Raw genomic sequence first — 12,219 nt, 5'->3', positions numbered from 1 at the left:
TAATGGGGGTCAGAATTGACCCTTTAACAATGGATGAAACAGTACAAGAGGTTGAGAAATTTGTAATTGAACAACGTCCTCTTCATTTAATGGGCGTAAACGCTGATAAGATTAACCAATGTCAATCAGATGAAGCTATTAAGAAGATAGTTAACGAGTCTGAGATCATCAATGCAGATGGTGCATCAGTAGTTCTAGCTTCTCGATTTTTGGGCTACCAAGTTCCAGAACGAGTTGCTGGAATTGATTTAATGCAAAGATTATTAAAATTAGCCGATGAAAAATCTTATTCAGTGTATTTTTTTGGTGCTAAAGAAGAAGTTTTGCAAGATATGTTACAAAATTTTAAAGAAGAGTATCCAAATCTACGAGTTGTTGGACATCGTAATGGTTATTTTTCTGAGGAAGATGAGCAAGATATTCAGGAAGATATTCGTGAAAAGAATCCCGACTTTGTATTTGTTGGAATTACTTCACCTAAAAAAGAATACATCATCCAAAAATTTATGGATAATGGAGTGAATTCTATTTTTATGGGTGTAGGTGGTAGTTTTGATGTATTGTCTGGTCACATTCAGCGTGCCCCACTTTGGATGCAGAAATCAAACTTGGAGTGGTTGTTCCGAGTTGCTAATGAGCCAAAGCGTCTCTTTAAACGATACTTTGTAGGGAATGTTACCTTTATTAAGCGAGTTTTAGATGAGAAACGAAAAACGAAAAAATAATATTTTACATATTTCACGAACGATGGATATTGGTGGTGCTGAGAGAATCGTGTACCAGTTGAGTTCTGATTTGAAAGATGAGTTTGATAGTGTACATGTAGCTTCTACAGGAGGCCTTTGGGAACCAAAATTAGAGGCCCAAGGAATTATCCATCATAAAATTCACGATATAGACAGCAAAAATCCCCTTACTGTGTTGAAGCTGCTTCTTACTATTTATCAAATTATTAAGACAAATGATATTACTCTGGTTCATACGCATCATCGAATGGCAGCTTTTTATATTCGTTTATTAAAACTGATTAATCCCAAGCTAGTCCACGTTTACACTGCTCATAATGTCTTTAAAGATAAGTTGTCTTTATATAGATTTTCACTGAAAAATGCCTATAGTATTGCAGTAGGTCAAGCAGTTAATCAAAATTTGAAAGATGATGTGGGAGTTGCAGACAGCACTGTTATCTATAACGGAGTGATCTTGAAACAGTCAAATAGACAAGTTGATGAGATTATGAAGTTTGATGGAATCAAGCTAGGCTGTATTGCAAGATTATCTGAACAAAAAGGTTTGACCTATTTGATTGATGCTATTTCTTTGATTTCAGATGAAAATCTTCGTTTATTTATCGTTGGGGATGGAGAGCTAAGAGACGAATTAGAAAATAAGGTTAAAGAACTCGATTTAGAAGATAAGATAACTTTTTTAGGCTATAGACAGGATATAGTCGAGTGTATTAATAGTTTTGATTTCCTAGTATCTTCGTCATTATTTGAGGGCTTGGCTCTAAATGTTATCGAAGCATTTATGAATGGAAAAACCATGGTTGCGACAGATATTCCTGGCATTAATGAAGTTGTTACAAAAGAAAATGGGATTTTGGTTCCTGCTAAAGATGCTAGGGCCTTGGCTTCTGCTATTGAGAGTCTGGCGACTGACTCAACTCTTAGAACTAGGTTAGCTCATCAAGCTAAAAAAGATTATGAAGAGAAGTTTAGTTATCCTTTATTTTTAGAGAATTATCGTAAATTTTATCAAAAACTAATGGGAGATTCAAAATGAAAAAAGTAATGTTAGTTTTTGGGACGCGTCCAGAAGCAATAAAAATGTGTCCCTTAGTGAATGAACTGAAGAAAAATGATTCAATCAAAACACTTGTGTGTGTAACGGGTCAACATAAAGAAATGTTAGAGCAAGTTTTAGATGTCTTTAAAGTTGTTCCTGATTATGATTTAGGAATCATGAAGGCAAATCAAACACTATTTACAATCACGACAAGTATTTTAGATAAAATTCAAGCCGTTTTAGAGCAGGAAAAACCAGATATTGTTCTTGTTCATGGGGATACTACAACCACTTTTGCGACAGCTTTAGCTGCATTTTACATGGGAATTAAAGTTGGACATGTAGAGGCAGGATTGAGAACTTATAATCTTCAAAGTCCATTTCCTGAAGAGTTCAATCGTCAGACTACTTCAATTATTTCGGATTTCAATTTTGCTCCGACAGAAGTGGCTAAAGAGAATCTTCTAAAAGAGGGAAGAGAGAATATCTATGTTACCGGAAATACTGTCATCGACGCCTTGAAGACAACCGTTCAAGAGCATTATGACCATCCTATTTTAGAGTGGGCTAAGGACAGTAAACTAATCATGTTGACAGCCCATAGACGTGAAAACCTTGGTCAACCCATGGAAAATATGTTTAACGCAGTTAATCGTATCCTGAATGAATTTGAAGATGTTAAAGTCGTATATCCTATTCACAAGAATCCTAAGGTTCGTGAGTTAGCAAGTAAGGTGTTTGGCGACAATGAACGTATGAAAATCATTGAACCTCTAGAAGTCATTGATTTCCATAATTTTATGAATCAAAGCTACATGATTTTAACAGATTCTGGTGGTGTACAAGAAGAAGCACCTTCTTTAGGTAAACCAGTATTGGTAATGCGTGATACAACAGAACGTCCAGAGGGAATTGCTGCAGGAACCTTGAAATTGGTAGGAACAGAAGAAGAAAATATTTATACTAATTTCAAACTGCTTCTAGAAGATGAAAGAGAGTACAGCAAGATGAGTAAAGCAAGTAATCCATATGGAGATGGAAAAGCTTGTGAGCGTATTGTTGATATCATTTTGGAAGGATTATCATAATGGATCAGATTTCTATTGTTGTACCAGTGTACAATGTTGAGAACTGTTTGAGTTATTGTGTAGAAAGTCTAAGACAACAAACATATAAAAATATTGAAATAATCCTAGTAGATGATGGTTCGACGGATAGTTCTGGAGAAATTTGTGACCAATATGCTCGAGAAGATGACAGAATAAAAGTTCTGCATATTGAAAATGGGGGATTATCCAATGCCCGCAATACTGGGGTAAAAGAATCTTCAACAGATTGGATTGTTTTCATTGATTCAGACGATTATTATGACCATAGAGCCATTGAATATTTAGTAGAACTTAGAGATAAGTATAGAGTTGATCTTGTAGCAACTCCAGTGATTGAAGTTAGAAACTATGAAAATAGCGATTTCCTAGGAGATTTCAGAGAGAAATATTCTGGAAAATTAGATCGTCGAACAGCTTTAGAACAAATGTTTTATGGAAATTATGTTGGGACACATTCAGGTGGTAAACTATATAAGAAAGAAATCTTATTAAGGTTTCCATATCCTAGTGGGATGTTGTATGAAGATTTAGCTCTTGCTTATGAGCATATTGCTTCCTGTGAAAATATTGCTGTTAGTGATCTAAATCTTTATAAATACTATCGAAGACCAGGAAGTATTGTAAATTCTAAGTATAGTGATCGTCTTTTAGATTTTTACAAGGCAATGGAATGGAATAGAAGTTATATTGAACGAGACTATTCAGGTGATAGGGATATGAGAAGAGCCTTGAATGTTCGCTATGTTTTTAATGGTCTGCATATTGTACATGCTATGCTTAGTTCAGATATGTATGCTGAAGTTAATAAAATTAGAAAAGAATACATTCAATATTTCAAAGATATTATTCCGAATTCAAATGTTACAAGGAAAAATAAATTGAAATATATATTGTTTCTCGTATCTGCAAAATTGTATAACACTATTCGAAATAAGATTGGCTAATTTAAACAAACTTAGGTAAAAATATGAAAATAAAAATAAAATTATCAGAGTTATTATATTTTTCAGCTTTCTTTATTTGGTTGCTTTTTAATTTTATAGCTCAAACAAATTTAGTCTATAAATATCCTGAAATTTATCGTTTTCGAATAGTTGCTATGATAGTGTCTATTGTCATACTTCTGTTTAAACTACTATTAGAGAGACACTCGAGTAAGTTTCTGATATTCTTCTTCTCAGCTTTCTGCTTGGCTATCATTATTGGAATTTCAACACATAAGCTTTTTGATGCTCTAACAATAATTTCAACAATCCTATTTATTATTTCTATAAACAATGTGAATTTTAGAAAAGTTTTGATTCTCTGGACAGTTTCGATTGTTCTCTTAATGATTTCTATATATGGTCTATTAAAGTTTGGCATTATTGAAAATACGCTGAGGGTTCAATTAGGAGGGCGATTCCGTTTTAGCCAAGGATACCAATATGCTAGTTTCGGAGCTAATTTTTTATTTCATCTGACTCTAGTCTATCTATATTTGAGAAAAAGTAAAATCAGATTGTCAGAAATTCTAATGCTTGGAATACTGAATTATTATTTTTACGTGAATACTGATACGAAATCAGCTTTCCTTCTTTCAATTCTAGCATTAGTATTGGTGTACATATTCAAAAATAAAGTAGTTAGTCAAAAAATCCTGAATGCTATTGGTAAAATTACGTTGACTGCAGGGATTCTTATTCCTATCATTTTGACTTATTTTTATAACGCAAACAGTAAATTCTTTCAAATTTTAAACGTATCTTTGACAGGAAGACTAAGTTTAGGACATAAGACATTATCTTTATATGGCGTACATATGTTTGGTCAAAGAATTGATTGGGAATTGCAACAAAGGGCTACGTCTGTTTTTGATAATTATTTATACGTTGATTCATCTTTTGTAAATATTTTGTTGCATTATGGAGTGATTCTACTAGTTGTTATTTGGTATAGTTTCTATCAACTAAATAAAAGAGGACACTTTAATACAGTTGAGATGCTTGTTTTTATTGTATTGATACTTCACTCAATGTTTGATCCACAATTTTTTGAATTAATGTACAATCCATTATTATTATTAATGGGTATTTCTTGGAGTAAGTATAGGTATAATTATCAGGATGTTTAAAGTTTTTGCGTTATATGTATCCTTGGTTCTAAATTGAGGCTAGTTAAGTGATTTTTGTGCCAAAAAAGTTTAATCTATTTCACATCATCATTTTTGGACAGACTAATTTTCGCCGTTTATAATAGTAGTTAAGTGAGGAATATGCCCCCCTATGAAGGTTCTTAAAAATTATGCATACAATCTTTCATATCAATTATTAGTAATTATTTTACCGATTATTACGACTCCATATGTTACCAGAGTATTTAGTTCTGATGATTTAGGAACTTATGGTTATTATAATTCTATTGTTACCTACTTTATCCTGTTGGCTACCTTGGGGGTAGCCAATTATGGTACAAAGGAAATTTCTGGTAATCGAAAAACAATTAGTAAAAATTTCTGGGGAATTTATACTTTACAACTTGGAGCAACCATCTTATCACTGACTCTCTATATTTTGCTTTGTCTCACTTTTTCGTTAATGCAAAACCCGGTAGCTTATATTTTAGGGTTAAGTTTACTTTCTAAAGGTTTAGATATTTCTTGGCTATTCCAAGGTTTAGAGGATTTTCGAAAAATTACAGTCAGAAATATTACAGTGAAACTAGTTGGCGTCATTGCTATTTTTCTATTTATAAAATCAGCTAGCGACCTATATTTATATGTGTTCTTGCTTACCATTTTTGAATTGTTGGGACAATTAAGTATGTGGTTGCCGGCAAGAGAGTTTATTGGGAAACCGCACTTTGATTGGGAATATGCTAAGCAGCATTTGAAGCCAGTTATCTTATTGTTTTTACCTCAGATTGCCATATCGCTCTATGTTACTTTGGATCGTACAATGCTGGGAGCTTTAGCTTCAACAAAAGATGTAGGAATATATGATCAAGCATTGAAACTTGTTAATATTTTATTGACTCTAGTGACTTCATTGGGAAGTGTCATGTTACCACGAGTTTCAAATCTTTTATCATCAGGAAATCATAAAGCAGTTAATAAAATGCATGAGATGTCATTTCTGATTTATAATTTGGTTATTTTCCCCATTATGGCAGGTATGTTAATTATAAACGATGATTTTGTTAACTTTTTTCTGGGAAAAGATTTTCAAGATGCACGCTATGCAATAGCTATTATGATTCTAAGAATGTTCTTTATTGGATGGACAAATATCATGGGGATTCAAATTTTGATTCCCCATAATAAAAATAGAGAGTTCATGCTTTCAACAACAATTCCTGCTATTGTTAGTGTCGGATTAAATCTTCTCTTGCTTCCAAAACTGGGCTATATAGGTGCAGCAATTGTATCTGTCTTAACAGAGTCGCTGGTTTGGGCTATACAGTTATTCTTTACTCGTTCTTATCTAAGAGAAGTTCCTATAATCGGATCAATGGCAAAAATTGTACTAGCATCTGCCATTATGTATGGCCTTTTGTTATGTTCAAAAACAGTTATACATTTTTCACCAACATCAAATGTTCTAGTATTTGCAATGTTTGGTGGAATCATTTATCTTTTTGCAATTCTATCTCTAAAAGTGGTAGATGTGAAAGAATTAAAACAAATTATTAGGAAAAACTAGAATGAGAAAAGTTCGAAATATCAACCTAGATTTACTAAAAGTGCTTGCCTGTGTTGGAGTTGTTTTACTTCATACAACAATGGGTGGATTTAAAGATACTGGTTCATGGAATCTTTTGACGTATTTATATTATTTGGGTACCTACTCTATTCCCTTGTTTTTTATGGTCAATGGTTATTTATTGTTAGGCAAGAGGGAAATAACTTCCCATTACATACTTCAGAAAGTCAAATGGATCCTAATAACAGTATCATCATGGAACATTATCGTTTGGCTCTTTAAAAGAGATTTTACAGTTAATCCAATTAAAAAAATTGTAGGCTCTCTGATACAAAAAGGGTATTTCTTTCAGTTTTGGTTTTTTGGCGCATTGATACTGATTTATTTATGCTTGCCTATTTTGAGTAAATTTTTAAATTCAAAAAGAAGATATTTATACATTTTAGCTTTATTGATTGTTATTGGTTTTATAGTTGAATTGGCAAATATTTTCTTTCAGAGGCCTCTACAAACTCATGTTATGCAAACTTTTAGATTATGGACATGGTTTTTCTATTATATTTTAGGTGGTTATATAGCACAATTCAATGTAGATAATCTCAAATATAGATTTAAAAATTGGATGAAAATAGTTAGCATGCTTTTAGTATTGATATCACCAATTATATTGTTTTTCTTAGCAAAGAATACTTACCATAATCTTTTTGCTGAATATTTTTATGATATTCTATTCGTGAAATTTACAAGCTTAGGAATTTTCCTGATGGTATTAACACTATCTTTGAATGAAAATGGGAGCAAATGGATTGTTTCTCTATCTAATCAAACAATGGGTGTTTTTGTAATACACACCTATGTTATGAAGATATGGGAAAAATTAATTGCTTTCAGTTTTACAGGTGCATATTTGTGGTTTGCTATATTTACTTTGAGTATTAGTTTTATTGTCATTGGAATATTAATGAGAATCCCATATCTCAATCGAATCGTCAAATTATAAAAAGGAGAACAAGATGTACGATTATCTAATCGTTGGTGCTGGGTTGTCTGGAGCAATTTTTGCTTATGAAGCAACCAAGCGTGGAAAAAAAGTAAAAGTTATTGATAAACGTGACCACATTGGTGGGAATATCTATTGTGAGAATGTAGAAGGTGTTAATGTTCATAAATATGGTGCTCATATCTTCCATACTTCTAATAAGAAAGTCTGGGATTATGTTAATCAATTTGCTGAATTTAACAACTACATCAACTCGCCTGTGGCTAATTACAAGGGTAGCCTTTATAATCTACCTTTCAATATGAATACTTTCTATGCTATGTGGGGGACAAAAACTCCTCAAGAGGTCAAAGATAAGATTGCTGAGCAAACGGCTCACATGAAGGACGTTGAACCTAAAAACTTGGAAGAACAGGCTGTCAAGTTGATCGGTCCAGATATTTATGAAAAGTTGATTAAAGGATACACTGAAAAGCAATGGGGACGTTCTGCGACTGACCTTCCACCGTTTATCATCAAACGTTTACCAGTTCGTTTGACTTTTGATAATAACTACTTCAATGACCGTTACCAAGGTATTCCAATTGGGGGTTACAACGTTATCATCGAGAATATGTTGAAGGATGTAGAAGTAGAACTTGGTGTTGACTTTTTTGCTAATCGTCAGGAATTAGAAGCTTCTGCTGAAAAAGTTGTCTTTACAGGGATGATTGACCAATACTTTGATTATAAACATGGCGAGTTAGAATACCGTAGTCTTCGTTTTGAGCACGAAGTTTTAGATGAAGAAAATTATCAAGGAAATGCAGTTGTAAACTATACAGAACGTGAAATTCCTTACACTCGTATCATTGAGCATAAGCACTTCGAGTATGGTACTCAGGACAAAACGGTTATTACTCGTGAATACCCAGCTGATTGGAAACGTGGAGATGAACCTTATTATCCAATCAATGATGAGAGAAACAATGCCATGTTTGCTAAATATCAAGAAGAAGCAGCGCAGAATGATAAGGTGATTTTCTGTGGTCGTTTGGCTGATTATAAATACTATGACATGCATGTGGTCATTGAACGTGCCCTAAATGTTGTAGAGGAAGAGTTTAAATGAGATAACGAAGGATAAAGTTGATCGATGAAATATTATCTAAAAGAAGAATTTCTGAAGGATTCTGGTGCACGAAATGCGGGGAATAAGGCTCGAAATGACGTCGAAGAAATAGTGGTTCGTGAGGGCTATAGTCCTTTGTTATTGATGGTAGATGATTGGTATCAAATGGGGACTATCAGAGCCCAACGACACAAGGCTAAAGCGCTATCCAAAGCTATTTCTAAGTTGAAGGACGGGGATCAGCTACTGATTCAATTTCCTATGCTTCATCATAGTTTCTTTACTACTCATTTGGTAAAGAGAATCCAACGTAAAGGAGTGAAGGTTCACTTTATTATCCATGATTTAGAAGTTTTGCGCTACGCGAATTTGGATACAGTACCCTTGAAGCATAAAATTCGTGTTCATCTGCAGGAGTCTAGTCTTTTGAAACAAGCTGATGGTCTTATTGCTCATAATCCGGTTATGAAATCAGTGCTTGTTGACAAGGGAATTTCTGAGAAAAAAATAGTTAGTTTAGGCATTTTTGACTATCTGATCCCGAATTATCAGGATAAAGAAGATTTATCTAAGGAAGGAGCTATTATTGTAGCTGGAAATTTAGCCAAAGAAAAAGCAGGTTACTTATATGAGTTACCTGCAAGACCGGCATATAACCTTTATGGTGTTGGTTTTGATGAGGCTAGAAAGCTATCCAATGAAACCTATTTTGGTTCATTTCTTCCAGATGAACTACCATCAGCATTAGAAGGAAGCTTTGGTTTGGTTTGGGATGGTGACAGTTCTAAAACTTGTAGCGGAGTGTTTGGTGAGTATTTGAGATACAATAATTCCCACAAGGCCTCCCTTTATTTGGCTTCTGGTTTCCCTATTATTGTCTGGGGGCAATCTGCTTTGGCTAATTTCGTCTTAGAAAAAGAGTGTGGAATTAGTATTGAGAGTTTACTTGACTTGGAAGAAGTATTGGAACATTTGTCTCAAGAAGAGTATCAGGGTTTGGTCAAAAATGCTAAGGCCGTAGGTCAAAAAATTCGTGAGGGTTCTTATCTTCTTTCCGCATTGCAAGCTTTCAATTAATGAATCTAAAAATGATTTAAATAGATGGATGAGGGAGTTACTGGATTCCCTCTTTTCTTATAGTTAAAAAGAGATTAAAAAATGAAATAAGATTCGATAGTTGTCAGAAAATAACAACTAAAAATGAAAATTCAGAAAAATATATTGACAATAGATTGCAAAGGGTCTATAATGGATAGAAAAACAAAGGAGAATACTATGAAAACAAGGAAAGTATTGGCTCTTGCGGGAGTAACTTTATTAGCAGCAGGTGTCTTAGCTGCTTGTTCTGGCTCAGGGTCTAGTGCAAAAGGTGAGAAAACTTTTTCTTATGTTTACGAAACAGATCCAGATAACCTGAACTACTTGACAACTGGTAAGGCAGCAACTACTGACATTACTAGTAATGTGATTGATGGATTGCTTGAAAATGACCGCTATGGTAACTTTGTGCCATCTATGGCTGAGGATTGGTCTGTATCTAAGGACGGCTTGACTTACACTTATACAATCCGTAAAGATGCCAAGTGGTACACATCTGAAGGAGAAGAGTATGCGTCTGTGAAAGCTCAAGACTTTGTAACAGGACTTAAGTATGCGACAGATAAGAAATCAGAAGCCCTTTACTTGGTACAGGATTCAATTAAAGGTTTGGATGCATACGCTAAAGGGGAAACTAAAGATTTCTCTCAAGTTGGGATTAAAGCGATTGACGATCAAACAGTTCAATACACTTTGAACAAACCTGAAAGTTTTTGGAATTCTAAAACAACAATGGGTGTCTTAGCACCAGTTAATGAAGAGTTTTTAAACTCTAAGGGGGATGATTTTGGGAAAGCAACAGATCCAAGCAGTATCCTTTATAACGGACCTTTCTTGTTGAAATCATTGGTCGCTAAATCTTCAGTAGAATTTCAAAAGAATCCAAACTACTGGGATAAGGACAATGTTCACATTGATAAGGTAAAACTTTCATTCTGGGATGGTCAAGATACAGGAAAACTTGCAGAAAACTTCAAAGATGGAAGCTTTACAATGGCTCGTCTCTTCCCGACAAGCGCAAGTTATCCTGAACTTGAAAAAGAGTTTAAAGACAACATCGTTTATACACCACAAGATTCTACTACTTATTTAGTAGGTACTAATATTGATCGCCAGTCTTATAAGTACACTTCTAAGACTACAGATGAACAAAAGACTTCAACCAAGAAAGCTCTTCTAAACAAAGATTTCCGTCAAGCTCTTGCCTTTGGTTTTGATAGAAAAGCCTATGCTTCTCAAGTGAATGGTGCGAATGGGGCAACTAAACTGCTTCGTAACTTGTTTGTTCCTCCTACATTTGTACAGGCAGATGGAAAGAACTTTGGCGAAATGGTCAAAGACAAATTGGTGACTTATGGTGACGAATGGAGCAACGTGAACTTGGATGATGCTCAGGATGGACTCTACAATCCTGAAAAAGCGATAGCAGAGTTTGCTAAAGCTAAGACAGCTCTCCAAGTAGAAGGCGTTCAATTCCCAATCCACTTGGATATGCCAGTTGACCAAACCAATACAACAAAAGTTCAACGTGTCCAATCTTTTAAACAATCACTTGAAGAAACATTAGGAACTGACAATGTCGTCATTGATATCCAACAACTTCAAAAAGATGAAGTTCTCAATGTTACCTACTTTGCTGAAACGGCTGCTGGACAAGATTGGGATGTCTCAGATAACGTTGGATGGGGACCAGACTACATTGACCCATCTACCTACCTTGATATTCTCAAACCATCTGTAGGGGAAAGTACAAAGACTTACCTAGGATTTGACTCTGGAACAAACAACGCTGCGGCTAAGCAAGTTGGTTTGGAAGACTACGAAAAAATGGTTGTGGAAGCTGGTGAAGAAGTGAATGACATTTCAAAACGTTATGAAAAATATGCTGCTGCCCAAGCTTGGTTGACCGACAGTGCCTTGCTAATCCCAACAACTTCTAAAACTGGTCGTCCAATGTTGTCTAAGATGGTACCATTCACACTTCCATTTGCTTATTCTGGAAACAAAGGAACAAGTGAAGCTCACTTGTATAAATACCTTGATGTACAAGATAAACCAGTAACAACAGAAGAATACCAAAAAGCCCAAGAAAAATGGATGAAAGAAAAAGAAGAGTCTAATAAAAAAGCTCAAGAAGAACTCGCAAAACATGTGAAGTAGATTTTAAACATCTATAGAAACAGAGTGATAGAGGATTTGGCATTCGATAGGAATGCTAAATCCTTTTTATTTTATGATAACTCCCTCTAAATGGCAGACTATAGTTTTGCCAAAATTAAGAAAAAATTAGCAATTTTCCTAGCTTTCCTATTGCTTTATCTGCCAATATTTGTTATATTAAAAGTGCAATTATTTTTTTATAAACGTTAAGCATTGCACTTTTCAGATAGAAAGGAGTATTTTTCGAACAAGAAATGTAAACGCTTACGAAGA

10 protein-coding genes are annotated in these 12,219 nt (G+C 34.2%); all 10 read left to right on the top strand.

What is annotated here, in order from left to right:
- Positions 1-2 precede the first annotated feature (2 nt).
- The 10 genes from KUA57_RS04530 (at position 3) to KUA57_RS04485 (ending at position 11,946) form a co-directional block, all read left to right on the top strand.
- A complete protein-coding gene (locus tag KUA57_RS04530) occupies positions 3-725 on the top strand; it encodes a WecB/TagA/CpsF family glycosyltransferase (RefSeq protein ID WP_029690200.1) in 723 nt (240 codons plus the stop codon).
- Complete coding sequence (locus KUA57_RS04525) at positions 700-1,785, top strand: glycosyltransferase family 4 protein (protein ID WP_218493717.1); 1,086 nt, start codon at positions 700-702, stop codon at positions 1,783-1,785. The genes KUA57_RS04530 and KUA57_RS04525 overlap by 26 nt, the downstream gene beginning before the upstream one ends.
- Positions 1,782-2,876: a non-hydrolyzing UDP-N-acetylglucosamine 2-epimerase gene (gene wecB / locus KUA57_RS04520; RefSeq protein ID WP_218493716.1), complete on the top strand. Its 1,095-nt coding sequence runs from the start codon at positions 1,782-1,784 to the stop codon at positions 2,874-2,876. The genes KUA57_RS04525 and wecB overlap by 4 nt, the downstream gene beginning before the upstream one ends.
- Entirely contained in the window at positions 2,876-3,841 is a 966-nt protein-coding gene (locus KUA57_RS04515) for a glycosyltransferase family 2 protein (protein ID WP_218493715.1), read from the top strand. Before wecB ends, KUA57_RS04515 begins: the two co-directional genes overlap by 1 nt.
- A 23-nt stretch (positions 3,842-3,864) precedes the next feature.
- On the top strand, positions 3,865-5,010 hold the full coding sequence (locus KUA57_RS04510; protein WP_049552124.1) for a hypothetical protein: 1,146 nt from the start codon (positions 3,865-3,867) through the stop codon (positions 5,008-5,010).
- Between the two features lie 151 nt (positions 5,011-5,161).
- Positions 5,162-6,577, top strand: a complete 1,416-nt coding sequence (locus KUA57_RS04505) for a flippase (protein WP_218493714.1) — start codon at positions 5,162-5,164, stop codon at positions 6,575-6,577.
- Position 6,578: 1 nt separating this feature from the next.
- Entirely contained in the window at positions 6,579-7,577 is a 999-nt protein-coding gene (locus tag KUA57_RS04500; RefSeq protein WP_049552126.1) for an acyltransferase, read from the top strand.
- Between the two features lie 13 nt (positions 7,578-7,590).
- Positions 7,591-8,688 carry a UDP-galactopyranose mutase gene (gene glf / locus KUA57_RS04495; RefSeq protein ID WP_218493713.1) on the top strand — a complete coding sequence of 366 codons (1,098 nt, stop codon included), beginning with the start codon at positions 7,591-7,593 and terminating at the stop codon, positions 8,686-8,688.
- A 24-nt stretch (positions 8,689-8,712) separates the two neighbouring features.
- Positions 8,713-9,765: a glycosyltransferase gene (locus KUA57_RS04490; RefSeq protein WP_218493712.1), complete on the top strand. Its 1,053-nt coding sequence runs from the start codon at positions 8,713-8,715 to the stop codon at positions 9,763-9,765.
- Between the two features lie 198 nt (positions 9,766-9,963).
- Positions 9,964-11,946 carry a peptide ABC transporter substrate-binding protein gene (locus KUA57_RS04485; RefSeq protein ID WP_218493711.1) on the top strand — a complete coding sequence of 661 codons (1,983 nt, stop codon included), beginning with the start codon at positions 9,964-9,966 and terminating at the stop codon, positions 11,944-11,946.
- Positions 11,947-12,219: the final 273 nt, after the last annotated feature.

The sequence above is a fragment of the Streptococcus vulneris genome (assembly GCF_019218685.1).
GTDB lineage: Bacteria > Bacillota > Bacilli > Lactobacillales > Streptococcaceae > Streptococcus > Streptococcus vulneris.
This window is presented reverse-complemented; position numbering and strand designations above follow the sequence as displayed.

What these genes read in the sequence shown, in the direction of transcription:
- KUA57_RS04530 (WP_029690200.1), top strand. Translation starts at nt 3, where the DNA reads ATGGGGGTCAGAATTGACCCTTTAACAATGGATGAAACAGTACAAGAG.
- KUA57_RS04525 (WP_218493717.1), top strand. Translation starts at nt 700, where the DNA reads ATGAGAAACGAAAAACGAAAAAATAATATTTTACATATTTCACGAACG.
- wecB (WP_218493716.1), top strand. Translation starts at nt 1,782, where the DNA reads ATGAAAAAAGTAATGTTAGTTTTTGGGACGCGTCCAGAAGCAATAAAA.
- KUA57_RS04515 (WP_218493715.1), top strand. Translation starts at nt 2,876, where the DNA reads ATGGATCAGATTTCTATTGTTGTACCAGTGTACAATGTTGAGAACTGT.
- KUA57_RS04510 (WP_049552124.1), top strand. Translation starts at nt 3,865, where the DNA reads ATGAAAATAAAAATAAAATTATCAGAGTTATTATATTTTTCAGCTTTC.
- KUA57_RS04505 (WP_218493714.1), top strand. Translation starts at nt 5,162, where the DNA reads ATGAAGGTTCTTAAAAATTATGCATACAATCTTTCATATCAATTATTA.
- KUA57_RS04500 (WP_049552126.1), top strand. Translation starts at nt 6,579, where the DNA reads ATGAGAAAAGTTCGAAATATCAACCTAGATTTACTAAAAGTGCTTGCC.
- glf (WP_218493713.1), top strand. Translation starts at nt 7,591, where the DNA reads ATGTACGATTATCTAATCGTTGGTGCTGGGTTGTCTGGAGCAATTTTT.
- KUA57_RS04490 (WP_218493712.1), top strand. Translation starts at nt 8,713, where the DNA reads ATGAAATATTATCTAAAAGAAGAATTTCTGAAGGATTCTGGTGCACGA.
- KUA57_RS04485 (WP_218493711.1), top strand. Translation starts at nt 9,964, where the DNA reads ATGAAAACAAGGAAAGTATTGGCTCTTGCGGGAGTAACTTTATTAGCA.